The organism is Pseudomonas guineae (assembly GCF_900113745.1).
Classification (GTDB): domain Bacteria; phylum Pseudomonadota; class Gammaproteobacteria; order Pseudomonadales; family Pseudomonadaceae; genus Aquipseudomonas; species Aquipseudomonas guineae.
Genome location: NZ_FOQL01000006.1, coordinates 179724 through 206082, shown reverse-complemented (window position 1 = coordinate 206082; position 26359 = coordinate 179724). Strand labels below are relative to the sequence as shown.

The following is a 26359-nucleotide window of genomic DNA, read 5'->3' as shown; positions in this document are numbered from 1 at the left end:
CCCAGCGATAACGACGTATTGCCCCCATGTGAACGCCATAGCCGTTACCTCTGATGCCCGTGGATCAAACCAAGGGCCATGATCATCACGACGCCTTGAATGAGTTGGAGCGCCCAGAGGTCGCCCAAGGTGATGTTGGCTAAGTAGCTTTCCAGCCCCATACCTGATGCCTCCGGGTGGTTGCGTGGTCTGACTGCAGGACGATCAATCAGCAGCCGGTGACGGCGTACTGGCTTGAGCGGTTAATGCGTCCGAGCAGTCAGGGCACACGCAGTAATCAGGGGCCGTGCTGTTGTCCGTGAAGTAGTCGTTATGATCGACAGGCATGTGATGGAGCTGGCCCATAGGGCACAGGCACTCATCACACAGCACACGGTCACGGATCAGCACGGCGGTTAGCCTTTACGCCTTGGCCGGATCTGCGGGCTTGGCCTGCTGCTGACCTGGGGCTTGGGTTTGCGGAGAGGCGGAACGGCTGGACTTGGTGTCGACCGCTTCGATGTGCAGGGCGAGGTTTTTGCCCTTGTTCTGGCCACCGCGTGCCACGTCGAAGGTGATGCGCACCAATTGCAGCGGTTCGAAGTTGGCACCGGCTGCAAACACTTCGTCGGCGGCATCTTCTGCGATGGCCATGCCGATGATGGACAGGCCGTGCTCGGTCTTGCCGTCTGGCTCATCGCCATAGAAGACCTTGGCGTATTTGGTGTCTTCCACCTGGGTCATTTGGGTGCCGAGAAATGCAACTTCCATAGTTGAACGAGCCATCGGTATTTCCTCTTTTCAGTTGCGCGTTAGTGCGCGGTTTTGCCTTTCTGCAGGCCGAGCGATCCCGAGCAGGTGAACTTTCAAGTTCGAATCTGCTGGGTTGTTTCGGCTTGCCGGGGTTTAAAGCCGGGTGATGCGTTGAACTGTTATGTGGTGAACACCAAGGGCCTGGCCCTTGTCATCCCGTTTCGCCACCTGCGCCCGCGACTGGTAAACCAGCCCCGGACACAGGCAGCGATCTATTTTTAGCTGCAAGGTGCCGGGCATGAGCCGCTTCACACGAAGCACAAACGATGACGTCAGGAACATCAGCAACATTGAAGTCTTTACAGTTGATTCCAAGCGTTTCGTCGCAGTAAAAACAGTCACCAATAGTGATAAAGCCCCAAGCACTAGACATGGTTCACCCCACGAGTTGAAAAGGTTCGTGTAGCGGCACGAAGGGCACCGGCTTGCCGATGTTTTCCACAACGCTCCAATACTTGGGCGGTCGGTCGCTTGGCGTGTGTTTCGCGCAGGTAAAGGCCGGTGTGATTTGCCACTGGGATAGCAAGGGCGTCCAGGCACCAGCGACGAGGTGCATTTTCAGTGTGCGAACGGGTAGGGCAGACGCGGGGCGGCATTGGTCGCAGGGTGTGGACGGGCAAGGATCGGGCTTGGCCATCTCGGTTTGTGACCAGCAGACAGAGCAGTCGCAGTTCTCGGCGTGCGGTAGTTGACTGTAGTCCTTCATGGTTGGCCGCCTTACTCATCCGCGTAATCCCCGGCGCAGAACACGGTTTTGCCCCGGTCGAGGTCGCGGCGGATGCGGTGGAGATTGATTACACGGCGGCGGCCGATCTTGATGGTGGGAACGGTGGAAGACTCAACCCAGCCACGCACAACGTCAGGCGTGATCAGCTCTGTGCCGAGCATGTCGACCAAAACCTGCTGTGAGCAAAAAGGCGCATCACGAAAATCGGTAATACGCTCCGGGTTCCCTTCGATGTTGAGCCCCACTACACCAGACTGTTCCATAGTTTTTGCCCTATACTCGACAAGTAAAATCGCTTGGCATTGGCATTATTTGCCAGTTATCTAGTGCCAATTATAGGGTGAAGGCTAATATTGACTAGCAATATATGCCAATTATTTAGACGAATTTAGAATGATCAGAGAGCGAATTGTCGCTATTTGGGAATATAAGAAGCTCACAGCAAAGAAGCTGGAAGAGCTCAGTGGCATCGACCGAGAGAAATGGTATGCACTGAGGAAGGGAGGCAGACGCGCAAATGAGGATGACATCAGCTCGATTGTGAAGATCCATCCCGAGTACGCCTTATGGCTGGCAAGCGGCCAGATTGCACCTGAGTGCGGCCAAACCAGCCCCGACTACGACGAAGCCAACAGAAACTTGACCAGTCCAAGCGTGGGATAGCAATCACAAAGGAAGTGGCTAGGCGTTGGTACGCCCATAGACCGGACCGGGAGAGTTAACAATGAAAGATGACTTCGACGAAATCAGAGCCGAGCGAGAACAACCGGTCAGATACAAACAAGAGTCTGAAAAATTCTCAGGCCTTTGGAAGCAGATTGCCCTGGGCATTGTGGTCGGTTACTCAATACTAGGCATACTCAGCGCAATTGGATGGATAATCACCGCGCACGTGATTATGGGCAATCTGACTCTCGCCCTACCCCAGTAGGTAGAGTTAGATACGTGGCAAAAACTTCAAAGGAATGAGGATAAAAAATGAAAAGGATACTGCTGGCACTAGCCATAGCCTCAAGCCCTACACTCGCCGAAGAATCAAAGCCCGTCGCCACGCAAGTAGGTGACGCACTGCGCCCTGCAGCAGAGGCCTACGGCAAAACAGTTAATACACTGGTCAATGAGTTCTTCGCCGGGTCAAAAGGCCCGATGGGCCAAGCAGCACGCGCCAACATCAAATCCCAAGATCAACGCGAACGCGAAGCCAATCGCGGAGTTCGCCGCACCATGAAGGAATGCATTAAGCCTGGGAACGTCATTGATGATGACGTGAAGGAATGCATAGATGGATTGCGAAATAAAGATTGGTAATACAGATATAGATATTTTGATTTTAACTATAAGTATAAAGCATCAATAATAAAATTAAATCATATAGTATTGTATTGATCAAGCGATCAACAGACCAGAGGTAGGCATGCTTGAATACATCAGAATAAAAAATCTCCGGAGCCTAGAAGACACAAAGGAAGTTCAGATAAGCCCAGTAACAGTTTTGCTCGGAGAAAATAGCTCTGGGAAAAGCACCTTTCTACGCATATTCCCACTTCTAAAACAAAGCGTAGAAACAAATACAAGAAGCCCTGTTCTGTGGTACGGAAAATATGTAGATTTCGGAGATTTCGACCAAGCACTAAGCCGGAACAACGAAGGAAAAGAAATCTCCTTAATATTTGGATTGGCTGTACCGAGAATAATAATAACTTCACCAGTTCTATGGCAAAGAACCCCGAGAATCTCAGTAAACAGTGACGACACACTAAATGTAGTTATAGAAATAAGGCTAACCTCGAGAGGGAAAGATGGACTAACGAGAACAGCGGGATTAACAATTAAAATCGAAGACAACGAAATAGAAATTGGAATCAACGAGCAAGGTAAAGTATCAAAACTAAATGTTAATAAGCATGATTACACAGCATATGCCGATTTATTTTCATATACACAAGCTGTAAAGTTACTACCTAATATATTTGCAAAACAAGAGGAGCCCGCTTTATACAGATGGCGAAGCAAGCCACCACCTGAAAAATTACGGCAACATATACTTAAAGAGCTCAGTCAATTCCTACACGGGAAGTCAGGTGAAGCAGCACTATCATCAGCCTACATGAACATAAAGGCTGGCAGTAAAAAGCAAATGTATAACTCGTTCAGAAAAGCCTCTAGCACCCTGACATGGCAAAAACGAACAAGTGCCACTGACCCCAAAAGCAGCGGTATTCAAGAGCTGCTAAACCTCATATTGATTTCAAGAATACCCTCTATCATTCCTGCTCTGGACGAAGTGCTTGATGCTACATTCCGCAGAGTTTCATATACAGCCCCTCTTAGAGCATCTGCGGAGCGGTATTATCGATCACAGGATTTAAGTGTAGCCGAACTTGACTCCAAAGGTGAAAACCTGACCATGTTCGTTCGCAACTTAAGCGAGCGTGAAAAGCAACAACTTGATAATTGGACTAGACGCGAATTTGGTTTCAAGCTTGATGTGAAATATTCAGGAGGACATGTTACAGCAGGCATAGAATACGAAGGATCAGGTGAAAGCTTCAATCTGACAGACATGGGCTTTGGGTTCTCCCAAGTAATGCCAATTATTGTACAAATATGGACGCTCATTCATAGAGCCAGCAGGCTTCCAGAAGACAACTACATATATACCTACGTAATAGAACAACCTGAACTTCATCTACACCCAAGACTGCAAGCAAAGCTTGCAGAGGCCCTTATTAAAGCCGTAATACACGCCAGAAAACACGCAATAAAAATAAACTTAGTTCTAGAGACCCACAGCGAAGCCATAGTAAACAAGATCGGTTTAATGACAGCGTCAGGAGAAATTAGCCATACCGATGCCAACATAATAATTTTTTCAAAAGAAACCGAAAAATCAGAAACTCGCGTTAGCTCTAGCCGATTTGATGAGCACGGAGTGCTTAGTAACTGGCCATATGGCTTTTTCGATATCGAGGTATAATATGTTCATATACCTTGACTCTAGCATTTCAAACTGCCTAAATAGTCCAGTACACCATAATATAATAGACGGAATACAAGGCTTGGCTTTTATGCTGAGATCTGGCGTACACCTAGTAAGCGGAGACAGGAATACATTAACAGCGATATCTAACTTAGAAGAGATATCCTCCAGCGCAAGGGCTTCGTTCAAAAGGGCAGTTGCTCGCCACGCACAAGCAAACTCAGTACTTAATCATATGTCGACATATGTTTTAGTTGACTACGGCAGAGCCGAAATAACATCATCAGTAGAGAATGGTACAAAAGTAATAAAAATACCAATATCGAATTTCTCCAGCATCATAGCCCAAATCTCAACTGAAGTAGTATACGAAGATATAAACGATGCAGTAATTTATAACATCGTAGCCCAATGGTACTCCGAAACCATTCTTAACAACCCTCATTTACGTATAAAATCAAAGCCAGTGCAAGGTGGCGGTTCTAGAACCTGCGACATATATAACTCAAAACAAATTTCAGCTGACACTTTTTGCCTTTGCATAACAGACAGCGACAAAAAATATCCAACAGACACCCCTGGCGATACATCAACTAAAGTTCGAAACATTGAAGACACTCTCAAGCCACTTTCTTTTCATCTAAATCTAGATTTTCACGAGATCGAAAATTTAATCCCTTTAGAGTTCTTGAGAGGTATAGCTGGAACCGATGACGCAAGAGAAATCATTGCAGCATTAAAATTAGCGGATGAAAACCAGCACCAAGAAGCAAAATTATTTTGGGATTACAAAAAGGGAGTCCGCGCTCACTACTTAAAAAACAATGAGCGTTTCCGAAGTTACTGGTGTGCCGCGCTCGGAGTTACACCTGCAGCCTGTGAAACAGAATGCACACTAAACAAGTGCGACTGTTTTTTAATAAACCCTTGGCCACTAAAGCAAGATCTGAAATCAGCTATAGAACGCAAGGACAGAATGGACCCCTCAGACTGTGAAGTAATGCGGAACTTATGGACTGAAATTGGAAGCACTGTCGTAAGCTGGACAATTGGTAGCTCTCCCAGCCTTACGTAAAACCAAGCGAGTGACTACTTTGAGCTTTTTTTCTGGAAAACTTTGTTCTAGTAGGGTCGATGGTTTACTAAGAGGCCCGCTGTATGGGGCGCTGAGGTTCACTGTGGTCACCCTCAAGCGATTCATAATGCTGGGGTCCGGGGTTCAAGTCCCTGCGTAGCCACCAAATACCTGTTTCGACCTGTCTCAGACAGTCTCCGAAACACCCCAAGAAGCCCGCCTTGTGCGGGCTTTCTTGTTTCTGGCTATATCTCCCTGTCTACCCCTAGAACTTCCCGCTGTGTATGCCTGCGTGTATGCTTCAACAAAAGTTGAACTGGAGGCATACAAGAAAATGAAGCGTTCAGAGATCAAACGCCGCCCCCTGGCAGACACCACCCTTGCCGGCCTGGAACCCGAGGCCAAAGCCTTAGGGCCGACTCCAAATGATCAGGCGATAGGTGTGCATAGCGCATGGTCATTGTGATTGATCCATGACCAAGGATCCGCTGCAGACTTAAAATGTCACCGCCGGCCATCATGTAGTGACTGGCGAAGGTGTGCCGCAGGATGTGGGTGAGTTGCCCTGGCGTATCAAAGCCGCAGCGCTCGTAGGCACCACGAAAAGCTGCCCTGTAGGACATAAACAGCCTACCTGTTCCGGGCATGGCGACCTTTAGCGCAGCCTCTTCCACTTCCTTGAGTATCGGCAAACGATTCGAACTGAGAGGCGAGAGGATTGCCCAGCCGCTCAACAATGGCCTTGGTACGAGAAAGCCTGGACTTTTCATCTTTGAGCGAGCGGCCAGACAGGTCTGGTTATAGGTGGCGAAGTAGTCCGATTCATAGCACTGAGCTACAGCCTTAGTCAGAAAACCTTCTTGCGGACACGGCGACCAACGCGACCGTTTTCATAGAAGTCAGCCGTCCACGTTTAGCCGTCTTTACGCGCGGTCATACAGCCGACCCCACCGGACATGGCGTTCTTCAAGGATGCCTTTGATGTGCTTATACAGCGCGTCCTCGTCCATGCCTTTCTCGGCATAGTGGTCACGAATCACAGGCCAGCACTCCCAATCCGTGAACCGGTGAAATGCTCGTCTAGCGCCCACTCGCTCTCGTGCCAGCAGGCTTACGAAGTTGCCTAGGGATAGTTCCACTGAATGAATCGTGCGGCAAAATAAAACCCCTTGAGGTATCTCTCCTCAAGGGGTTTTGTTCGCTAGGGTCTGTTTAGACCCATGCTCGCTTAGACGTTAAAGCGGAAGTGCATGACGTCGCCGTCTTTAACGATGTATTCCTTGCCCTCAAGGCGCCACTTGCCTGCTTCCTTGGTGCCGGCTTCACCTTTGTATTGGATGAAGTCGTTGTAGGCGATGACTTCGGCGCGGATAAAGCCTTTCTCGAAGTCGGTATGGATGACGCCAGCGGCCTGCGGCGCGGTAGCACCGATTTTAACGGTCCAGGCGCGGACTTCTTCAACGCCAGCGGTGAAGTAGGTCTGCAGGTGAAGCATGTCGTAGCCGGCGCGTATTACGCGGTTCAGGCCGGGCTCTTCGAGGCCCAGAGCTTCGAGGAACATGTCTTTCTCTTCGCCGTCGTCGAGTTCGGCGATTTCCGCTTCGATCTTATTGCACACCGGCACCACGATCGCGCCTTCTTCTTCGGCGATGGCGCGCACGACGTCGAGCAGAGGGTTGTTGTCAAAGCCGTCTTCGGCGACGTTGGCGATGTACATCACTGGCTTAGTGGTGAGCAGGTGGAAGCCGCGGATCACCGCTTTCTCGTCGCTGCTCATGCTCTTCATTATGCTGCGCGCGGGTTTGCCTTCGCTGAAATGAGCGATCAATTGCTCCAGTAGGCCTTTCTGTACGACGGCGTCTTTGTCGCCGCCTTTAGCGTTGCGGGCGACTTTCTGCAGTTGCTTTTCGCAGCTGTCGAGGTCGGCGAAGATCAGCTCCAGGTCGATGATTTCGATGTCGCGCTTTGGGTCGACGCTGTTGGACACGTGAATCACGTTGTCGTCTTCGAAGCAGCGCACCACGTGGGCGATGGCATCGGTCTCGCGGATGTTGGCGAGGAACTTGTTGCCCAGGCCTTCACCTTTCGATGCGCCTGCGACCAGGCCGGCGATGTCGACGAATTCCATGGTGGTCGGCAGGATGCGCTTGGGGTTAACAATGGCCGCCAGCGCGGCAAGGCGTGGGTCGGGCATCGCTACGATGCCGCTGTTCGGCTCGATGGTGCAGAACGGAAAGTTCTCTGCCGCGATCCCTGACTTGGTGAGGGCGTTGAACAGGGTGGACTTGCCGACGTTGGGCAGGCCGACGATGCCGCAGTTAAATCCCATGGTGTGTCCCTCGCGCGAATGGCGGTAAAGAGTTAAGAGGTGGCTTTCTGGCTGTGCAGCTTGTGCATGGCCTTGCTCCAATCGCCTGCGAGTATTTCCGGCAGGCTGCCCAGGGCAAAGTCGATGCTGGTGTCCAGCAGTTCTTGTTCGCTGCGTGGTGCGCGGCCGAGGACGAAGTTGGAGACCATGCTGCTGTGCCCGGGATGGCCAATGCCAAGCCGCAGGCGGTAAAAGTTATTCTGATTGCCGAGCTGGGCGATGATGTCGCGCAGCCCATTATGTCCGCCGTGCCCGCCACCCTGTTTGAGTTTGGCGACGCCGGGGGGCATGTCGAGTTCGTCGTGGGCCACCAGAATGGCATCCGGCGGGATGCGGAAGAAATTCGCCAGTGCCGCGACGGCTTGGCCGCTGCGGTTCATAAAGGTGGTGGGGATCAGCAGGCGAACATCGCGGCCTTGATGGCTAAATTTGCCAACCAGGCCAAAATATTTTTTGTCGACGCTTAGGTTGATGCGCTGGCTGTCGGCCAGCCGCTCAACAAAAAGGGCCCCTGCATTATGCCGGGTCTGGTCGTATTCAGGGCCGGGGTTACCCAAACCAACGATCAGTTGTACGGCAGTCATGTCAGGAGCCCTTTATGTGAAAAAGCCCAGCCAATGGCTGGGCTGTCTTCCAGCGTTGCACGATTACTCGGCAGCGCTTTCACCTTCTTCGCTTTCATCTTTGGCAACGCGGGAGGCGTGGATGTTAGCCACGGCCAAGTCGTTACCATGAGCCAGTGCAACCAGCTCAACGCCTTTCGGCAGCTTCAGGTCGGACATGTGAACGATCTGACCGATTTCAACGGCAGCCATGTCGACTTCGATGAATTCTGGCAGGTCTTTCGGCAGGCAAGACACTTCAACTTCAGCCAGGACGTGGGAAACTTCGCCGCCTTGCTGCTTCACGCCAACTGAGGTTTCCTCGTTGAGGAAGTGCAGGGGGACGTGTGCGGTCAGTTTCTGGCCAGCGACAACGCGAATGAAGTCAGCGTGCAGCACGAAGCCCTTGGCTGGGTGACGCTGCAGGGCTTTGATCAGAACGCTTTCGTTGGTGCCAGCAACGTTCAGGCTCAGTACGTGGCTGTAGGCTGCGTCGTTTTCCAGCAGTTTGGCGAAATCTTTAGCCAGCAGGCTGATCGATTGTGGAGCTTTTTCGCCACCGTAGATTACGGCAGGAACCATGGCAACGTTACGACGCAGGCGGCGGCTCGCACCTTTCCCCAGGTCGGAACGCGCTTCAGCATTCAGGGTAAATTCAGCAGTCATTTCATTTCTCCAAAATAACCAAACCGTCCGTTACGCTTGCGACCAGCGACGGGACGGTCGGTTGAAAGGCCATGCCATCAGGGCAGGGCGTATTGCGCTCAGGGCGTAATCCGAATTAACGGAACATCGCGCTGATCGATTCTTCATTGCTGATGCGGCGTACCGCTTCAGCGACTACCGGTGCGATGTCCAGTTGGCGAATACGCGAACAGGATTGCGCTGCGGCGGACAGCGGAATGGTGTTGGTCACCACCAGCTCGTCGAGTACAGATTTTTCAATGTTTTCGATCGCGCGACCAGACAACACGGCATGCGTTGCATAGGCGAAGACTTTGGACGCGCCATGTTCTTTCAGCGCTTTAGCCGCATGGCACAGCGTGCCGGCGGTATCCACCATGTCGTCGACTAGGATGCAGGTACGGCCTTCAACATCGCCGATGATGTGCATCACTTCGGAGTGATTGGCTTTCTCGCGACGCTTGTCGATGATCGCCAGGTCAACACCCAGGGATTTGGCCACGGCACGAGCACGTACAACGCCACCAATGTCCGGGGAAACAATCATCATGTTTTCGAAGCGCTGGTCTTCGATATCGTCCACCAGTACAGGCGAACCGTAGATGTTATCTACTGGGATATCGAAGAAGCCCTGGATCTGGTCTGCGTGCAGGTCGACGGTAAGAACCCGGTCGATACCTACTACGGTGAGCATATCAGCCACAACTTTGGCGCTAATAGCTACGCGAGCGGAGCGCGGGCGGCGATCCTGGCGAGCATAGCCAAAGTAAGGGATGACTGCAGTAATTCGGGTGGCTGAAGAGCGACGGAAGGCATCTGCCATCACGACCAGTTCCATCAGGTTGTCATTGGTTGGCGCACACGTCGGCTGAATCAGGAAAACGTCTTTACCACGAACATTTTCATTGATTTCAATCATGATCTCGCCGTCGGAAAACTTACCGACAGAAGCATCACCGAGGGGAATGTGCAGCTGACGTACGATACGTCGCGCCAGATCGGGGTTAGCGTTCCCCGTAAAGACCATCATCTTGGACACGCGCAGTACCTGCCGGCTGAGGGTATACCTGGATGAGTACAGAAAATGGCAGGGGCGGCTGGATTCGAACCAACGCATGCCAGGATCAAAACCTGGTGCCTTACCGCTTGGCGACGCCCCTGTATCTTGTGTAACCGAGTGCACTGAGTTGCATATCCGTCATGTGACGGAAATGGCAGGGGCGGCTGGATTCGAACCAACGCATGCCAGGATCAAAACCTGGTGCCTTACCGCTTGGCGACGCCCCTACATACAACCCGTTGCTTTTACAGCTTACATTCACTTCTTGACCAAAATCCCGAGCCTGCGGTGCAACATCGAGATGTTACGACCCTGAGCAATGAAGCTTGGCAAAGTGCCTGGAAGTTGGCGGGCGACTTTATCAGCATCGTCCTCGTTTGGGAAGCTCCCAAACACACAAGCTCCAGTGCCGGTTAATTTTGCAGGAACAAATTTGTTCAGCAAATTCAAAGCGTTACGTACTTCTGGATAACGCTTCTGGACCACCGGCAGGCAGTCGTTATGACCACCCCCCTCAAGAAGGCTGCGAACTTTAATGGGCGGCGTATCCCGTGTCAACTCAGGGTCGGAGAAAATTTCCACTGTGCTGACAAGTACTTGCGGGATCGCCACGAGAAACCAGGGTTCGCTCAGGGTTACCGGCTGGAGTTTTTCCCCAACACCTTCGGCGAATGCAGCGTGGCCGCGCACGAATACCGGTACGTCGGCACCTAGGCTGAGCCCCATGTCAGCGAGTTGATCTTCGCTGCAATCCAGTTGCCAGAGATGCTTGAGGCCGAGCAGGGTGGTAGCGGCATCCGAACTGCCGCCGCCAATACCGCCGCCCATGGGCAGGCGTTTGTCGAGCCAGATGTCGGTACCCAGGGTACAGCCGGTTTGTTGTTGCAGTAGGCGCGCGGCGCGCACGATCAGGTTGCTGTCGTGGGGGACGCCGTCGATGGGCGTATGCAGCTGAATCTGGCCATCCTGGCGCAGGGCAAAGCCCAACTCATCGCCAAAGTCGAGAAACTGAAACAACGTTTGCAGTTCGTGGTAGCCGTCGGCTCGACGGCCGAGGATGTGCAGCATCAGGTTAAGTTTGGCCGGTGCCGGCAAAATCAATTCAGCGGCAGCGGGAATCGCTGAGGTGCTCATTGGCCGAGCTGGCGCGGCTGCCAGTCCTTGATCACTAGGGTGACTTGCAGGTCGAAGCCTTTCAGCTTGATGCGCTCAGGCAGCCAGAAGCCATCCTGTTCGGCATAGCTCAGGTATTCGACATCCCAACCGTCCTGGCTCAGATTCGCCAGATGGCTTTGACTGTCGAGGTTCAGGCGGCTTTTGCTGTCAGGTGAGGGGAGGCCACGAATCCACCAAAGCAGGTGTGAAACAGGCAGGTTAAGACCGAGCTTGCCTTGCAGCAGTTGTTCTGGTGATTCAGCTTTATAGCGACCCTGATTGGCCACTTCGAGCAAAACGGCGCCGGGGCGGCCGGTGAGTCGGGCGGCGCCACGACCAAGAGGGCCAGACAGGCGGATGTCATAGTAATCCTGGCGTTGCAGCCAAAACAGGGTGCCGCTGCCGGAGTCTTTTGGTGCGCGGATGCCAACTTTTCCGTTGATCTGCCACGCGTCTAGGCGGCTAATTTGCTGTTTGTGCGCTTGCCAGCTTTGCGCATTGCCCTGGCCTTCAAGGGCTTCGCGCGAGGTCAGGCCCGCACAACCTGCGAGTAAGGTGATCAGGCTAAAAACTATCAGGTGGCGCGCAAGCATCAGAGTGTCTCTGCTCCGGTCAGGCGCAGCAGTGTGCTGCGCAGGATTTCGCTATCAGGTTGCTGTTTCAGGGCCTCTTGCCAGAGCGTGCGTGCTTCTTTGCGTTTGCCCTGGATCCACAGCACCTCGCCCAGGTGGGCGGCGACTTCGTGGTCGGGAAACGCCTGCATGGCTTGGCGTAGCAGGCGTTCCGCTTCGTCTAAGTTGCCCATGCGGTAATTTACCCAACCGAGGCTGTCGAGAATGGCCGGATCTTGCGGGTTGAGTTGGTGGGCTTGTTCGATCAGCTGGAGCGCTTCGGCGTAACGCGTGGTGCGGTCAGCCAGGGTGTAGCCGAGGGCATTGAGAGCCATGGTGTTATCCGGCTCGCGCTCGATAATAAAGCGCAGGTCCTGCTCCAGCAGGGGCAGGTTGTCACGTTTTTCCGCTAGCATGGCGCGGGTGTAGAGCAGATTGAGGTCTTCAGGAAATTGCTCCAGAGCCTGCTGAATCAGCACCCAGGCGCGCTCAGTGTTGTGTTGTTTGGACCAGGCTTCGGCCTCGATCAAATACAGCTGGATGGCATAGTCGGGTTGGCTGTCACGAGCCTTTTGCAGGCGCTCGGAAGCCTCGTCAGCGCGTTGCTGTTTGAATAGCAGGTCACTTTGTCGGGCCTGGGCAGGCAAGTAGTCGTTGCCTGGTCCAACTAGGGCGTACTCGATAAGGGCGCTGGAGGTATCGCCAAGCTCTTCATAAGCGCGGGCCAGGTTGTAATGTGCGGCGTCGACATGACTGCCGCGCTCGACCAGCTCTTCCAGGTAAACGATGGCCTCTTTCCAAGCCTCGGCTTCTAGGCAAACGAGGGCCAGGGAAAAGCGCAGGTCATCATCATTAGGCTGTTGTTGCAGCAGTGAAGAAAACTCGCCCCGTGCATCGTCCAGGCGGTCTTCAGCGACCAGCAGGCGGGCGTAGGTCAAGCGCAGGCGCTTATCATTAGGGTGCAGTTCGATGCCTTTCTCCAGCAACTGCAGTGCATCGGCGTTACGTTCCAGGCTTTGTAGCAGACGTGCATGCAGCAGGAGCGAGGCAATCGGACGATTTTTGCTGGGCTGTTGTTCGAGCAGCTCCAGGGCCTCCTGCGGGCGATCGTCCTGTTGCAGCAGCAGGGCTTTGCCAAACTGCAGCTGACTATTGTCTGGGTACTTTGCCTGCAAGCGATCAAAACTCTGCAGCAAGCCGGCGCGCGTTTGCGGGTCAGTCTCGGCAGCGGACAACGCGAGGAAATCGAAGTGGGTGTCGCCCTGGCGCTGTAGGACCTGCTCCATAAACGTCATGGATTCGTCGTAGCGCCCGGCGCGGGCCAATTGCACGGCTGCAGCGCGCTGGGCGTCGATATTTTCAGGCGCGGTTTTGGCCCACAGCAGGCTGGTTTCCAGTGCGGATTGTTCTGCACCCAGATACTCGGCGATACGGAAGCCACGCTCGGCGACGCCAGCATCCTGGGTTGCATTGGCCTGTTCAACATAGTTTTCCAGGGCAATATCGAAGCGATTGCGTTGGCCCGCCAATTCGGCAATCAGCAGCGACAGCAAGGTTTCCTGGCTGAAGGCGCGGTAGACCTGTGGTGGAGCTTCTGCGCTCACAGTAGTGGGGTCTTCCACGGGAGGCGCGCCATCCGGGGCAGAGGGTGCAAAGGTTTGACAGCCGCTCAATAAAGCAGCGGCAGTCAGCAAGGCGAAGGATCTATTCATAGGAAGATTACGTGGCCAACCTGCGGTTTTGGCATCATGACACATGCGTTGGGGCAAGCCCATGGGCGGTCATGATCCTGAGTGAGTCGGATAAACCTGGCTATTAGGACAATAGCCAGCAGTGGTTGTTCTCGCTTTGCCGAAGTAGGACAATTGCCGGCTTCCACTCCCAGTCAGCGATCGTGCATGGCCTTTATTGCCCTCGGTATCAACCACAAGACCGCCTCGGTGGATGTCCGTGAACGCGTGGCGTTCACTCCCGAGCAGTTGGTTGAGGCCCTGCGTCTGCTATGCCACAACACCTCCAGCCGGGAAGCGGCCATTCTCTCGACCTGCAATCGCAGCGAGTTATACCTCGAGCAGGATGACCTGAGCGCCGATGAGGTGCTGGCCTGGCTGGCTAATTACCATCGGCTGAGCCTCGAAGAACTGCGTGCCTGCGCCTATATCCATGCCGATGACGAAGCTGTGCGGCACATGATGCGTGTGGCCTCGGGATTAGACTCCATGGTCTTAGGTGAGCCGCAAATTCTCGGCCAGATGAAGTCGGCGTTTGCCGTGGCACGTGAGGCTGGCACTCTCGGACCATTACTCGGGCGCTTGTTTCAGGCCACCTTCAGCACCGCTAAAACGGTGCGTACGGATACTGCGATTGGTGAAAACCCGGTCTCCGTGGCGTTTGCCGCTGTTAGCCTGGCTAAGCAAATTTTTACCGACCTGCATCGCAGCCAGGCCTTGCTGATTGGCGCGGGCGAGACCATCAGCCTGGTTGCCCGCCATCTGCACGATCAAGGCATCAAGCGCATTGTGGTGGCCAACCGAACACTGGAGCGCGCCAGCACCCTGGCTGAGCAATTTGGTGCGCACGCGGTGCTGCTTTCGGAAATCCCTGACGAGCTGGTCAACAGCGATATCGTCATCAGCTCGACTGCCAGCCAGTTGCCGATTCTCGGTAAGGGCGCGGTCGAGCGGGCGCTGAAGCAACGCCGGCACAAACCGATTTTTATGGTCGATATTGCCGTGCCGCGTGACATCGAGCCGGAAGTTGGCGAGTTGGATGACGTTTATCTGTATACCGTTGACGACCTGCATGATGTGATCGCGGAAAATCTCAAGAGCCGTCAGGGTGCGGCCGAAGCGGCTGAAGAATTGGTCAGCGCCGGCGCCCAAGACTTTATGCAGCGCCTGCGCGAACTGGCCGCAGTGGATGTACTCAAAGCCTATCGCCAGCAAGCCGAGCGCTTGCGTGACGAGGAGCTGAACAAGGCCCTGCGCCTACTGGGTAATGGCAGCAGCGCCGAGGACGTGTTGGCGCAATTAGCCCGCGGCCTGACCAATAAGTTGTTGCATGCACCCAGCGTGCAGTTGAAAAAATTCTCTGCTGACGGCCGCGTCGATGCGCTGGGCGTGGCTCAAGAACTGTTTGCCCTCGACGAGGGCGCGTCGCCCGGCTCGGCCAAAAAATAAAGGTCTGCAATGAAAGCGTCATTGATCAATAAACTCGACCTGTTGCAGGACCGTTTCGAAGAACTGACCGCGCTGCTCGGTGACGCCGAAGTCATTAGCAATCAACCGCAGTTCCGCGCCTACTCCAAGGAGTACGCCGAAATTGAGCCGGTATACCAGGCGTTCAGTGCGTTCCGTAAGGTGCAGGGCGATCTTGAAGGCGCTCAGGCGTTGCTCAAGGACAGCGACCCGGACATGCGTGAAATGGCCGCGGAGGAAGTTGCCGAGGCCAAGGAACAGCTGATTGAGTTGGAGGCAACGCTGCAGCGCATGCTGTTGCCCAAAGACCCGAATGACGGGCGTAACGTCTTCCTTGAAGTGCGCGCTGGCACGGGCGGCGATGAAGCGGCGATCTTCTCCGGTGATTTATTTCGCATGTATTCGCGCTATGCCGAGAAGCAGGGCTGGCGGATGGAAGTGCTCTCCGCCAGCGAAGGCGAGCATGGCGGATATAAAGAAGTGATTGCCCGGGTCGAGGGCGATAACGTCTACGGCAAGCTCAAGTTCGAGTCGGGCGCACACCGTGTGCAGCGCGTGCCGGAAACCGAGTCCCAGGGGCGCATCCACACCTCGGCCTGCACCGTTGCCGTGCTGCCCGAGCCGGACGAGCAAATGGCCATTGACATCAATCCGGCTGATTTGCGCGTGGACACTTACCGCTCTTCCGGCGCCGGTGGTCAGCACGTTAACACCACCGACTCGGCCGTTCGCATTACCCACATTCCCACCGGTACGGTGGTGGAATGCCAGGACGAACGCTCACAACACAAGAACCGCGCCAAGGCCATGGCCTGGCTGGCGGCTAAGTTGAAAGATCAGCAGGAAGCCGCTGCGCACAAAGAAATTTCCGACTCGCGTAAATTGCTGGTGGGCTCCGGTGACCGTTCTGAGCGCATCCGCACCTACAACTTCCCGCAAGGGCGAGTCACCGACCACCGCATCAACCTGACCCTGTATTCGCTCAATGAAGTGATTGCCGGCGGCGTCGAGGCGATCATCGAGCCATTGTTGGTCGAGTACCAGGCCGATCAGTTGGCTGCGCTGGGTGATTGATGCGGGTTTGAGAATGTCCCGGGTTTCATCCGGGCTACGGAAATAAATCCCATGGCCACCATCGAAACGCTGCTTAACCACCTCGACCTACCTGGCTCACCGACTCCACGTTTGGATGCCGAGCTGCTGCTCGCCCATGCCCTGGGTAAATCGCGTAGCTACCTGCATACCTGGCCGGAGCGTGAGCTCGATGCGCCGCAGCTTGAGTGTTATGAGGCGGCGTTGGCGCGGCGTCAGGCCGGTGAGCCGGTGGCGTATATCCTCGGTCAGCAGGGTTTCTGGAGCCTGCAGCTGGAAGTGGCCGCGCACACCCTGATTCCGCGGCCAGACACCGAATTATTAGTTGAAAGCGCGCTGGCATTGTTGCCGGCTTCGCCTGCACAGGTGCTTGATCTGGGCGCTGGTAGCGGCGCGATTGCCCTGGCCTTGGCCAGTGAGCGGCCGGCCTGGCAGATCACTGGCGTGGATCGTGTAACCGAGGCGGTGGCCTTGGCCGAACGCAATCGTGTGCGCCTCAACCTAACCAATACCCGCTTCATCGAGAGCCACTGGTTTGGCGCGCTGGCCGGTCAGCGTTATCAGCTGATTGCCAGTAACCCGCCGTACATCGCCGCCGATGACCAGCACTTGGGCGAAGGTGATGTGCGTTTTGAACCGAGCAGCGCGTTGGTGGCTGGTGCGGATGGTCTGGATGACATTCGCCTGATCATCCAGCAGGCTCCGGACTATCTCCTCGCTGGTGGTTGGTTGTTACTGGAACATGGTTTCGACCAGGCGCGGGCGGTACGTGAGCTGCTCAATGCGCGTGGTTTTAGCGCGGTGGACAGCCGGCGTGACCTCGGTGGCCATGAGCGCATCAGCCTGGGACGCCTCGACAATGAGTGATGCCATGAACTCGCACGACATGCTCAATGATAAGGAGCTGCTGCGCTACAGCCGGCAGATCCTCTTGCAACAGATCGATATCGACGGTCAGCTACGCCTGAAACACAGCCGCGTGCTGATCGTCGGCTTGGGTGGTCTCGGTTCGCCGGTGGCGCTCTATCTAGCAGCCGCCGGAGTCGGTGAGTTGCACCTGGCGGATTTTGATACGGTCGATATAACCAACCTGCAACGGCAGATCATCCATGACAGCGCGAGCATTGGCCTGAGCAAGGTCGACTCAGCGAGCGCGCGTCTGCTGGCGCTTAACCCGCAGCTGCGCCTGCACGCCCACCGTCAGGCTCTCGGCAATGATTCCTTGGCTGCCGCCGTAACCGCAGTCGACCTGGTGTTGGATTGTTCGGATAACTTCAGTACCCGCGAGGCGGTGAATGCTGCTTGTGTAGCGGCCAAGGTGCCGCTGGTCAGTGGCGCGGCAATACGCTTGGAAGGCCAGCTCTCGGTGTTTGACCCACGCCGTGATGACAGCCCTTGTTACCACTGCATTTACGGTCATGGCAGTGAAGCTGAGCTGACCTGCAGCGAAGCCGGTGTGGTGGGGCCGCTGGTGGGGCTGGTAGGCAGTCTGCAGGCGCTGGAAGCTTTGAAGCTGCTGGCGAAATTTGGCGAGCCCATGGTGGGCCGTTTGCTCCTGATCGATGCCCTGGGTAGCCGTTTTCGTGAGCTGCGGGTCAAGCGCGATCCGGGTTGCAGCGTCTGTGGCAGTGATGCCCAGTAACGCATCAAGAGGCGCGCCGATTGGCGTGTTCGACTCCGGCGTCGGCGGGTTGTCGGTGCTGCGCGAGATTCGTGCACTTCTGCCTAATGAGTCGCTGCTGTATGTCGCCGACAGCGGTCATGTGCCTTACGGAGAAAAGAGCCCGGAATTCATCCGCGAACGCTGCCGGGTGTTGGCTGAGTTTCTCCTCGCTCATGGCGCTAAGGCGCTGGTGCTGGCCTGCAATACTGCCACGGTGGCCGGGGTTGCCGAGCTGCGTGAGTTGTACCCGCAGCTGCCGCTGGTGGGCATGGAGCCGGCAGTCAAGCCGGCGGCTGCCGCCACCCAGAGCGGCGTAGTCGGAGTCCTGGCCACCACGGGTACGCTGAAAAGCGCTAAATTCGCCGCCTTGCTCGACCGTTTTGCCAGTGATGTGCGGGTGATTACCCAGCCGTGTCCGGGCTTGGTTGAACGCATCGAGGCGGGTGAGCTGGACGGCGCCGCTACTCGTGAGTTGCTTCAGGGTTTTGTCGCCCCGTTACTGGCTCAAGGTTGCGACACGCTGATCCTTGGGTGCACCCATTACCCCTTTATCAAACCACTGCTGCGTAGCCTGCTGCCCGACTCGATCAGCCTGATTGATACGGGCGCTGCGGTGGCGCGGCAAGTCCAGCGCCTGCTGGCCGAGCGTGATCTGCTTGCCGCAGGCCCTGCGCAGGTCACACAGTTTTGGTCCAGCGCTGAGCCGCAGGCCATGCAGCAGGTGCTGCCTCTGCTTTGGGGCACGGCTGCCAAGGTTAGTGCACTGCCGTAGCGGTTTCTGCGCGACCGAACTGTTCAGCGTCTTAAATATTTCTATACTCTTTGGCAGCGCCTAGCCGCGTTCTTATATTCGGTGGAAAAGGATAATTGCCATGAGAAAAATTGTCAGTGTGGTTGCGTTTGCAGCCCTTGCTTGGGGGCCGGTCAGTGCCGTGCAGGCTATGGATCTGAGTGTTGCGGTTGGCCAGACCGGCGATTCAACCATGACTTATCGCTTGGGCACGCAGTTTGATTTCCAGCAAAGCTGGTTTGCCAGCGATGTTGGTCGCCTGACCGGCTACTGGGATGCGGCTTACACCTACTGGGATGGTGACCAGACGGCGAGTAACCACAGCCTGTCGCTCAGCCCGGTATTGGTTTATGAGTTTGCCGGCGAGCGCTTCAAGCCCTATCTCGAGGCCGGTATTGGCATTGCGGCCTTCAGCAGCACCGAGCTGGAGGACAACGACCTAGGCTCGTCTTTCCAGTTCGAAGACCGCATCGGCTTCGGTGTGCGCTTCGCTGATCAAGAAGTCGGCGTGCGTGCGCTGCATTACTCCAACGCCGGGCTGAAACAGCCCAATGACGGGGTGGAGAGTTACAGCGTGCATTACCGCTTAAGTTTCTAGCTGGTTGTGGTGCTAAAAAGAAAACCGGGTCGCGACTCGGTTTTCTTTTGCGTGCCGTTTGCGTCTTACTCACCGGCCTGTCGCTGCACAGCATTAACGCGAGTTCAGCGGTAGATGCTGCTCATGCCTTTGCGTTCATCCAGGCATTCAGGGGAGGCGGTTTCGAACTCCCGGCAGATCAGCGGACGCACTTCGTAGATGGTGCAGCGCATGGTGTTGCGGTCCAGCGCAGCGCACCAACCGTCATCCAGGCGCAGCATGACTTCACCGCCCCAGTCGTCGGTATCGATATAGCGTTTAGGCACGCCGGTATCGGTGATCAGCATGACTTCCAGCTGGCAGCAGCAGGCCGCACAGTTGGAGCAACTGACAGCCTCTTCATCGGGTAGCTGGAGATGGGGGATGCTTTCGCTCATGGCGCGCAGTGTACGCCATCGGACGATCGCGATGGTTTATGCCAAAAAACTGGGGTGTTACGTGGTGCTTTTGCCTATACCGACTGGCGCGCGTGCAGGCTCTGCTCGTACTGGCTGCGATAAAGCTTGGCGAAGCCATGCAGCACAGGCATCACCAGCGCCCAGGTTGCGCCGATCAGTAACAAGCTCTGCCACGTGCCATAGGGCAAACCGACGCCGGCGATTTGTGCGCCGCCGTAATAGGACAGCGGCGCACCGATAGCGCCCAGCAAGCTGCCGCGCCACCAAGGTTGTGCGGTCCAGGCCAGGCAATGATTCAGCGTAGTGGCCAGTAGCAGCCACAGGCCGGCCAGCCACAGCGGAATGAGCGTACGCGGCTCGCCAAAATCGAACACGCCGAGGTTGAGCAGGAAGCTGTCCAGCGCGCTGCCGGCGATAAACACGCTGACCAGCAGTTTGCCTTCGGCTGCCCAGCTGCTGGTCCACAGCAGATGGACTGCCACCACGCCTGCGACAGTCAGCAGCCACAAGCTGTCGCCGCCAAACACGCAGGCGAACCAGCCAAGCTGAAACAGCAGGGTGTTGACGATTAACTTAGCCATTGAGGTTTCCCATTAGTGGCGCTGGACGTGCGGCCGGTTTGGCCAGCAGCAGTTGCGCGGTGCCGATGGTGCGCTCGATAAAGCCGCCCTCGCAATAGCACAAGTAAAACTCCCAGAGACGAAAGAAGTAATCGTCGTAGCCTTGTTGCTCCAGCTTGTGCCGGGCTTGACGCAGGTTGTCGTGCCAAATACGCAGGGTGCGTGCGTAGTGCAGGCCGAAGTCTTCCATGTGGTGCAGGTTCATGTCGGTTTTGGCGCTGATAACTTCCAGCATCTTGTTTACCGACGGCAACGCACCGCCTGGGAAGATATAGCGCTGGATAAAGTCGACGGCGTTTTTTGCCTGCTCGTAGCGTTGATCGCGGATGGTGATGGCTTGCAGCAGCATAAGCCCGTCGGGCTTGAGCAAGGTGGCGCACTGTTCGAAGTAGGTAGGCAGAAAACGGTGGCCCACCGCCTCGATCATCTCGATCGACACCAGCTTGTCATATTGGCCGGCGAGGTCGCGGTAATCCTCCAGCAGCAGGGTGACTTGTCCTTGTAAGCCTAGTTTGTTCACGCGTTGTTCGGTGTAGGCGAACTGCTCGCGCGACAGCGTGGTGGTGGTGACTTTGCAGCCATAGTGGGTGGCTGCATAGATCGCCATACTGCCCCAGCCCGTACCGATTTCCAGCAGGTGGTCGCTGGGCTTGAGTGCGAGCTTCTGGCAGATGCGCTCGAGCTTGTTCAGTTGCGCCTGTTCCAGGCTGTCATCGGCGCTGCGGAACATGGCCGCCGAATACATCATGCTGGGGTCGAGAAACTGCTCGAACAGGTCATTACCCAGGTCATAGTGGGCAGAGATATTCTTGCGTGAGCCCTTGCGGGTGTTGCGGTTAAGCCAATGCAGCCCCTGAATCAGCGGACGACCCAGCTTGGCTAAGCCACTTTCCATGGCGTCCAGTACATCGAGGTTACTGACGAATAGGCGAACCACCGCCGTCAGGTCTGGGGACGTCCAGTAGCCGTGGATATAGGCCTCGCCTGCACCGATCGAGCCGTTGCCCGCTACCAGGCCCCAGATCGCAGCATCCTGCACGTGGATCTCGGCGCAGAGGCTGGAGTGGGGGTCGCCGAATTCCATGCGTTCTTCACCTTCGACCATCACCAGTTGGCCGTGGCGCAGCTGCTTAAGCTGGCGCAGCACCGCACGGCGCAACAGGCTTGCACCGATGCCGCTCCCAGCGCGCACGGTGTGTTTGGCAGAAGCTAGGCTAGAGCTTTTCATGGGGGACGTCCTTTGATGCGATGCGAGCGACGCGAAAATCACCTTCAGCGGCCCGATGGGTGAACAGAGGAATACGTTTGAGCAGCAGGCGCAGGGCTTGCCAGTAGATGCCGGCGACGGTCTTGCCAGTCATCCAAGGGAACTCAATCAGGTAGCGGTGCAAGCTGGCACGGGTCAGCTCTGTCCGTTGTAGGGTGAGAGTGGCGTCGAAGATTTTTTCATCGCCCTGCCAGTCAGCCATATGGATACCCAGGCGCTCGCCGGCCGGACTGAAACTCATGCGATATTCCAGGTCGCGCGGCAAAAATGGCGAGACATGAAAGGCCTTGGCCACGGCTACATGCTGATGACCGTCACCGTCTGCCGGCAGTACATAGTGGTAGCGCTCACGGAACGGCGTGTTGCTGACCTCGCAGAGAATCGCCGCCAGGCTGCCATCGGCTTCATAGCAATAGAAGAAGCTGGCAGGGTTAAACGCCAGGCCCCAGCTGCGCGGTTGAGTCAGCAGGCAAATATGGCCCAGTGGGGTTCGGCGTAAGGCTTCACTGACCCGCTGGCGTACAGCATCGATCAGGCGCATGCCGGTACCGGTTAACTGCGGCAGGTAATCAGTCTCGCGAAAGGCGAAGGGGGCAAAACGCCCACGCCCGGCTAGGGGCGACAGCGCGAGCACTTGCTCCTGCTCGCTGAGGTCCAGGTAGAGCAAGCCCATGCGGTAGCGGAAGTTGTGCACGCGCGGCGCAAAGCGCCGGTGCTGCACCCAGCCGCTGTAGAGTGCGCTGTTCATGGTCACAACAGTTCGCCAAATTCACGGGCTATACGCAATGCGCTGACCACGCCGTCTTCATGGAAACCATTGGCCCAGTAAGCACCGCAGAAGTAGCTGTGGTTGGCACCCAGCAGTTCTTCCCAGCGCGCCTGCGCTTGCGTACCCGCTAGGCTGTACTGCGGGTGCGCATAGGTGTAACGCGCCAGAATCTTGCTTTGGTCGATGGCCGCTGTTTGGTTGAGGCTGACGCAGAAGGTGGTGTCGCTCTGAATGCCCTGCAAAATATTCATGTCATAGGTCACGGCCGCTGGCTGATCCGTCGGGCCGCCGAGGCGATAGTTCCAGCTGGCCCAGGCCAGTGGCCGTTTTGGCAGCAGGCGCGTATCGGTGTGCAGCACCACGTCATTGTCGGCATAAGGCAGCGCGCCGAGGATGTCTGTCTCAATCCGGCTCGGCTGCGCCAATAGCGCCAGAGCCTGGTCGCTGTGACAAGCGAACACCACTTTGTCGAAACGCTCGCTGCCCTGTCTACTGTGCAGGGTCACGCCGTCGGCATCACGCTCGACCTGGCTAACCGGGCAATTCAGGCGGATACGCTGTTTGAAAGATTCGGTCAGCGGCGCGATATAGCTACTCGAACCGCCCTCGACCACGCACCATTGCGGCCGGTCGCTGACTGAGAGCAGGCCGTGGTTTTTGAAGAAGCGCACGAAGAACTGCAGCGGGAAACCCAGCATGTCATGCAGCGACATCGACCAGATCGCCGCACCCATGGGCACGATGTAATGCTGGATAAAACGCTCGCTGTAGGCATTGGCCTTGAGGTAATCACCGAGGGTCATGTCGCGGACAATGCGCTGCTGGTTTAAGTCGTTTAGCGCCTCACGGTTAAAGCGCAAAATGTCACGCACCATGCTCCAGAACTTCGGCGAAATAAGGTTGCTGCGCTGGGCAAACAGGCTGTTGAGGTTGTGCCCGTTGTACTCCACGCCGCTCACCGGATCGCTGACCGAGAAACTCATCTCGGTATCTTTGAAGCCGACACCAAGCTGGTTAAGCAAGCGGATAAAGTTTGGATAGGTCCAGTTGTTAAACACAATAAAGCCGGTGTCCACCGCGTAAGACCGGCCATCCACTTGCACATCCACGGTGTGGGTGTGGCCGCCAATCCAGGCGCCGGCCTCGAATACTGTTATGTCGTGGCGACGGTTAAGCAGGTAGGCGCTGGTTAAACCGGCGATGCCGCTGCCGATAATGGCGATTTTCATGGACGGTCCTTGGTCTTGGCTTCAGTGCGCGCCATACGGGCGCCGATGGTCACCTGCAAGCGCATAGGCAGGTGCCCCAGCAGCTTGAGAATGGCAATGAAGGGGCCGGGGAAGGCAATTTCAAAAGGCTGTTTGGCCAAGCGCTCGGCGATATAGCAGGCGGCTTTATCCACGGGCCAACGCATGGGCATGGCGAAGTCATTCTTCTGCGTCAGCGGGGTGTCGACAAAGCCGGGGCTGACCAGGGTGACGGCAATATTCTCGGCGCGCAGGTCAATGCGCAGGGTTTCCATCAGGTAGCGCATGGCGGCTTTCGATGCCCCGTAAGCCTCGGCGCGTGGCAGCGGCATGAAGGTCACCGAGCTGCCGACGCCGACCAAATGCGGGCGGTCGCCCAAGCGCAGCAAGGGCAGGGCGGCTTCGATGCAATAACTGGCAGTAAACAGATTGGCGCGCACTACCCGTTCGATCATGGCAGCCTCGAATGTGCTGACCTCTACATATTCGCAGGTGCCAGCATTGAGAATGGCGCAATCCAGTGCACCCCAGACTTGGGCGATATGCTCGCCAATGGCCTGCACCTGAGAGGCATCACTGAGATCGCCGGCCACCACTAACACTTGTTGCGGGTAACGTTTGGCCAGGGCCTGCAACGGCTCAAGGGTACGGGCGCTAAGTGCTAAACGATGACCTTGCTGCAGTAACTGCTCGGCCAGTGCCGCGCCGATGCCGCTGCTTGCGCCTGTTAGCCAGATACGACGTGCGTTTGCGTTCATGCCAACCTCCTTTTCAGCCAGCGAATCGCCGAGCCGAGTAAAGGCAGGTGCTCATAGAGCAGGCTGCCGGCATCGAAGTAGTCACGGTGACGATAGACCTTGTCCTGCCACAGCAGGTGTGAGCAACCCTCCACACGGATCAGTTGACCTTTAGCAAGGCGCGGGTGGCGGTAGCTCATGGTCCAGCGCAAGTAGCCTTCGCCTTCGCGCACCTGGTCAAAGCCGTAAAAGTCAAAGCGCAACTCGCTAACATTGGCGTACATCTCGGCAAAGTAACGCTGCATATTCGCTAACCCGCGCACTTCATGCAGCGGATCGCAAAACAGCGCATCGTCGCTGTAGAGTTTGCCCAGGCGCTCGAGGTTGTCCTTGTTCAGCCCGGCAAAATCTTGGGCGAACTGGCGCAGGAAATTACTCATGGCGCCTCCGTGCCGGCAAAGTGCGGCAGGCTCTTGAAAGCAGCCAGGGCGCGGCTGCGGCTCTTGCTCAAGTCGACAATCGGCGCTGGGTAATCGGCGATACCGAACAACCCGCCCATAGCGGCTGGGTTGTGGATATTGCTTTTGTTCAGGCCGACCAACTCGGGCAGCCACTGGCGGATAAAGCGCCCATCAGGGTCAAATTTCTGCGATTGGCTGAGCGGGTTGAAGATGCGGAAGTAGGGTGCCGAATCGGTGCCGGTAGAGGAGCTCCACTGCCAGCCACCATTGTTTGCCGCCAGGTCGCCGTCGATCAGGTGGCGCATAAAAAAGCGTTCGCCTTCACGCCAGTCGATCAACAGGTTTTTAGTCACAAACATCGCTACTACCATGCGCAGGCGGTTGTGCATCCAGCCGGTTGCGAGCAGCTGGCGCATCGCCGCATCGATGATTGGCAAGCCGGTACGGCCTTCCTGCCAGGCTTTCAGCTCGATCGGAGCGTTACGCCAAGCCAGTGCTTCCGTTTCAGCGCGGAAGGCACGGTGCATGGACACGCGCGGGTAACCGACCAAGATGTGCTTGTAAAACTCGCGCCAGAGCAGTTCGTTGATCCAGGTCACCACGCCTGGGTTGCCGCTGTCGAACTCGCCTTGGTTGGCACTCAGCGCCGCGTGCAGACACTGGCGCGGCGAAATCACGCCGGCGGCTAGATACGCTGACAGTTGGCTAGTGCCGGGTTTGGCAGGGAAGTCGCGAGTGCTCTGGTAGAAGTCGATGTGTTCTGCGGCGAAATCATCTATACGCCTGCGCGCCTCGGCCTCACCGGCGGGCCAGAGCTGGCGCAGCGTCTCACTGGGCGTGGCAAATCCGCTGACCTGCTCGGGCACTGCATCGCTACTGATCGCCAGTTGCGCTTGAGCTTTGGGGGGGGCGAGCACGGTCGGCAGGGCGCTGTGCAAGCGCTGATAGCAGACCTTACGGAACTGGCTGTAGACCTTGAAGTAAGTGCCGGACTGGGTCAGCACACTGCCGGGCTTGAAGAACAGTTGATCCAAGTGGCTAGTGAAGGTGATCCCTAGCTCATCGAGCGCCTCGCTCACGGCCTGATCGCGGCGGCTCTCGTGTACGCCGTACTCTTCGTTGGCATGTACTGTGCTGGTTTGCAGTTGCTGGCACAGCTCGGCGATCACCTGTGGTGCTGCGCTCCAATCATCAGCATGGCGCACCAGCAGTGGCACATTGAGTTTGCCCAGCTCGTCCGCCAGGTTTTTCAGGTTGCGTAGCCAGAAATCAACTTTGCTTGGCGCATCGTCATGCGCCAGCCACTGGGCTGGGCTGATCAGGTACAGCGCCACGGTCGGGCCACTGCCCATGGCGGCGGCCAGGGCGCTGTTGTCCTGTACCCGTAAGTCGGTGCGGAACCAGATCATTTGCAGCATGGAATGTCC

At 56.3% G+C, this 26359-nt stretch carries 28 protein-coding genes, 2 tRNA genes and 2 pseudogenes; 10 read left to right on the top strand and 22 right to left on the bottom strand.

Annotated features, from left to right (window positions below):
- Positions 1-402: 402 nt before the first annotated feature.
- From BMZ32_RS18430 to BMZ32_RS18415, 3 genes are all read right to left on the bottom strand, one after another.
- Positions 403-765: a hypothetical protein gene (locus BMZ32_RS18430; RefSeq protein WP_090244340.1), complete on the bottom strand. Its 363-nt coding sequence runs from the start codon at positions 763-765 to the stop codon at positions 403-405.
- A gap of 403 nt (positions 766-1168) precedes the next feature.
- Positions 1169-1498: a lysogeny maintenance protein PflM gene (gene pflM / locus BMZ32_RS18420; protein WP_090244723.1), complete on the bottom strand. Its 330-nt coding sequence runs from the start codon at positions 1496-1498 to the stop codon at positions 1169-1171.
- A gap of 11 nt (positions 1499-1509) precedes the next feature.
- Positions 1510-1782, bottom strand: coding sequence for a hypothetical protein (locus BMZ32_RS18415; protein WP_090244720.1), 273 nt, complete (start codon positions 1780-1782; stop codon positions 1510-1512).
- A gap of 461 nt (positions 1783-2243) precedes the next feature.
- Between BMZ32_RS18415 and BMZ32_RS18405 the strand changes: the two genes are divergently transcribed.
- From BMZ32_RS18405 to BMZ32_RS19380, 4 genes are all read left to right on the top strand, one after another.
- Positions 2244-2450, top strand: a complete 207-nt coding sequence (locus BMZ32_RS18405) for a hypothetical protein (protein WP_090244715.1) — start codon at positions 2244-2246, stop codon at positions 2448-2450.
- 47 nt (positions 2451-2497) lie between these two features.
- On the top strand, positions 2498-2827 hold the full coding sequence (locus tag BMZ32_RS18400; RefSeq protein ID WP_090244713.1) for a hypothetical protein: 330 nt from the start codon (positions 2498-2500) through the stop codon (positions 2825-2827).
- Between the two features lie 106 nt (positions 2828-2933).
- Positions 2934-4496, top strand: coding sequence for an AAA family ATPase (locus BMZ32_RS18395; protein ID WP_090244761.1), 1563 nt, complete (start codon positions 2934-2936; stop codon positions 4494-4496).
- A gap of 1 nt (position 4497) precedes the next feature.
- Positions 4498-5574, top strand: a complete 1077-nt coding sequence (locus tag BMZ32_RS19380) for a hypothetical protein (RefSeq protein WP_139213974.1) — start codon at positions 4498-4500, stop codon at positions 5572-5574.
- Between the two features lie 398 nt (positions 5575-5972).
- On the opposite strand, the pseudogene BMZ32_RS19895 reads toward BMZ32_RS19380, so the two are convergent.
- The 11 genes and pseudogenes from BMZ32_RS19895 to BMZ32_RS18335 all read right to left on the bottom strand — a co-directional run.
- Positions 5973-6263 (bottom strand): annotated as a pseudogene (locus tag BMZ32_RS19895) (tyrosine-type recombinase/integrase); the annotation flags it as partial.
- A gap of 234 nt (positions 6264-6497) precedes the next feature.
- Positions 6498-6716 (bottom strand): annotated as a pseudogene (locus BMZ32_RS18380) (hypothetical protein); the annotation flags it as partial.
- Positions 6717-6802: 86 nt separating this feature from the next.
- Positions 6803-7903: a redox-regulated ATPase YchF gene (ychF, locus tag BMZ32_RS18375; RefSeq protein ID WP_090244711.1), complete on the bottom strand. Its 1101-nt coding sequence runs from the start codon at positions 7901-7903 to the stop codon at positions 6803-6805.
- A 32-nt stretch (positions 7904-7935) separates the two neighbouring features.
- Positions 7936-8526, bottom strand: coding sequence for an aminoacyl-tRNA hydrolase (gene pth, locus BMZ32_RS18370; protein WP_090244710.1), 591 nt, complete (start codon positions 8524-8526; stop codon positions 7936-7938).
- A 63-nt stretch (positions 8527-8589) separates the two neighbouring features.
- Entirely contained in the window at positions 8590-9210 is a 621-nt protein-coding gene (locus BMZ32_RS18365; RefSeq protein ID WP_090244707.1) for a 50S ribosomal protein L25/general stress protein Ctc, read from the bottom strand.
- 115 nt (positions 9211-9325) lie between these two features.
- Positions 9326-10267 (bottom strand): ribose-phosphate pyrophosphokinase, encoded by a 942-nt coding sequence (locus BMZ32_RS18360; RefSeq protein WP_090244757.1) that lies wholly within the window; start codon positions 10265-10267, stop codon positions 9326-9328.
- Between the two features lie 46 nt (positions 10268-10313).
- Positions 10314-10388, bottom strand: a tRNA-Gln gene (locus tag BMZ32_RS18355).
- 52 nt (positions 10389-10440) lie between these two features.
- Positions 10441-10515 (bottom strand) — tRNA-Gln (locus BMZ32_RS18350).
- A gap of 31 nt (positions 10516-10546) precedes the next feature.
- Positions 10547-11422: a 4-(cytidine 5'-diphospho)-2-C-methyl-D-erythritol kinase gene (gene ispE, locus BMZ32_RS18345; protein WP_090244705.1), complete on the bottom strand. Its 876-nt coding sequence runs from the start codon at positions 11420-11422 to the stop codon at positions 10547-10549.
- On the bottom strand, positions 11419-12036 hold the full coding sequence (gene lolB, locus BMZ32_RS18340) for a lipoprotein insertase outer membrane protein LolB (protein ID WP_090244702.1): 618 nt from the start codon (positions 12034-12036) through the stop codon (positions 11419-11421). The genes ispE and lolB overlap by 4 nt, the downstream gene beginning before the upstream one ends.
- Positions 12036-13766 (bottom strand): tetratricopeptide repeat protein, encoded by a 1731-nt coding sequence (locus tag BMZ32_RS18335; RefSeq protein WP_090244754.1) that lies wholly within the window; start codon positions 13764-13766, stop codon positions 12036-12038. Before BMZ32_RS18335 ends, lolB begins: the two co-directional genes overlap by 1 nt.
- A gap of 186 nt (positions 13767-13952) precedes the next feature.
- On the opposite strand from BMZ32_RS18335, the gene hemA reads away from it, so the two are divergent.
- The 6 genes from hemA (at position 13953) to BMZ32_RS18305 (ending at position 19394) form a co-directional block, all read left to right on the top strand.
- The gene (gene hemA / locus BMZ32_RS18330; protein ID WP_090244699.1) at positions 13953-15233 is read left to right on the top strand and encodes a glutamyl-tRNA reductase; all 1281 of its coding nucleotides are present in this window, start codon (positions 13953-13955) and stop codon (positions 15231-15233) included.
- Between the two features lie 9 nt (positions 15234-15242).
- Complete coding sequence (gene prfA, locus BMZ32_RS18325; RefSeq protein ID WP_090244696.1) at positions 15243-16325, top strand: peptide chain release factor 1; 1083 nt, start codon at positions 15243-15245, stop codon at positions 16323-16325.
- Positions 16326-16376: 51 nt separating this feature from the next.
- Positions 16377-17210 (top strand): peptide chain release factor N(5)-glutamine methyltransferase, encoded by an 834-nt coding sequence (prmC, locus tag BMZ32_RS18320; protein ID WP_090244694.1) that lies wholly within the window; start codon positions 16377-16379, stop codon positions 17208-17210.
- A gap of 19 nt (positions 17211-17229) precedes the next feature.
- Positions 17230-17985: a molybdopterin-synthase adenylyltransferase MoeB gene (locus tag BMZ32_RS18315; RefSeq protein WP_090244752.1), complete on the top strand. Its 756-nt coding sequence runs from the start codon at positions 17230-17232 to the stop codon at positions 17983-17985.
- Positions 17975-18778, top strand: coding sequence for a glutamate racemase (murI, locus tag BMZ32_RS18310; protein WP_090244691.1), 804 nt, complete (start codon positions 17975-17977; stop codon positions 18776-18778). The genes BMZ32_RS18315 and murI overlap by 11 nt, the downstream gene beginning before the upstream one ends.
- Before the next feature lie 100 nt (positions 18779-18878).
- Entirely contained in the window at positions 18879-19394 is a 516-nt protein-coding gene (locus BMZ32_RS18305) for an acyloxyacyl hydrolase (RefSeq protein ID WP_090244689.1), read from the top strand.
- 104 nt (positions 19395-19498) lie between these two features.
- On the opposite strand, the gene BMZ32_RS18300 is transcribed toward BMZ32_RS18305, so the two are convergent.
- The 8 genes from BMZ32_RS18300 to phrB all read right to left on the bottom strand — a co-directional run bounded on the left by BMZ32_RS18300 (position 19499) and on the right by phrB (position 26347).
- Positions 19499-19810 carry a YkgJ family cysteine cluster protein gene (locus tag BMZ32_RS18300; RefSeq protein ID WP_090244686.1) on the bottom strand — a complete coding sequence of 104 codons (312 nt, stop codon included), beginning with the start codon at positions 19808-19810 and terminating at the stop codon, positions 19499-19501.
- A 74-nt stretch (positions 19811-19884) separates the two neighbouring features.
- The gene (locus BMZ32_RS18295) at positions 19885-20412 is read right to left on the bottom strand and encodes a DUF2878 domain-containing protein (RefSeq protein ID WP_090244683.1); all 528 of its coding nucleotides are present in this window, start codon (positions 20410-20412) and stop codon (positions 19885-19887) included.
- The gene (locus BMZ32_RS18290; RefSeq protein ID WP_090244681.1) at positions 20405-21679 is read right to left on the bottom strand and encodes an SAM-dependent methyltransferase; all 1275 of its coding nucleotides are present in this window, start codon (positions 21677-21679) and stop codon (positions 20405-20407) included. The genes BMZ32_RS18295 and BMZ32_RS18290 overlap by 8 nt, the downstream gene beginning before the upstream one ends.
- The gene (locus BMZ32_RS18285; RefSeq protein ID WP_090244680.1) at positions 21666-22466 is read right to left on the bottom strand and encodes a DUF1365 domain-containing protein; all 801 of its coding nucleotides are present in this window, start codon (positions 22464-22466) and stop codon (positions 21666-21668) included. Before BMZ32_RS18285 ends, BMZ32_RS18290 begins: the two co-directional genes overlap by 14 nt.
- A 2-nt stretch (positions 22467-22468) precedes the next feature.
- Positions 22469-23716, bottom strand: a complete 1248-nt coding sequence (locus BMZ32_RS18280; RefSeq protein ID WP_090244677.1) for an NAD(P)/FAD-dependent oxidoreductase — start codon at positions 23714-23716, stop codon at positions 22469-22471.
- Positions 23713-24492 (bottom strand): SDR family NAD(P)-dependent oxidoreductase, encoded by a 780-nt coding sequence (locus BMZ32_RS18275; protein ID WP_090244674.1) that lies wholly within the window; start codon positions 24490-24492, stop codon positions 23713-23715. Before BMZ32_RS18275 ends, BMZ32_RS18280 begins: the two co-directional genes overlap by 4 nt.
- Entirely contained in the window at positions 24489-24911 is a 423-nt protein-coding gene (locus BMZ32_RS18270) for a nuclear transport factor 2 family protein (protein WP_090244672.1), read from the bottom strand. Before BMZ32_RS18270 ends, BMZ32_RS18275 begins: the two co-directional genes overlap by 4 nt.
- On the bottom strand, positions 24908-26347 hold the full coding sequence (gene phrB / locus BMZ32_RS18265; protein WP_208598742.1) for a deoxyribodipyrimidine photo-lyase: 1440 nt from the start codon (positions 26345-26347) through the stop codon (positions 24908-24910). Before phrB ends, BMZ32_RS18270 begins: the two co-directional genes overlap by 4 nt.
- Positions 26348-26359 lie beyond the last annotated feature (12 nt).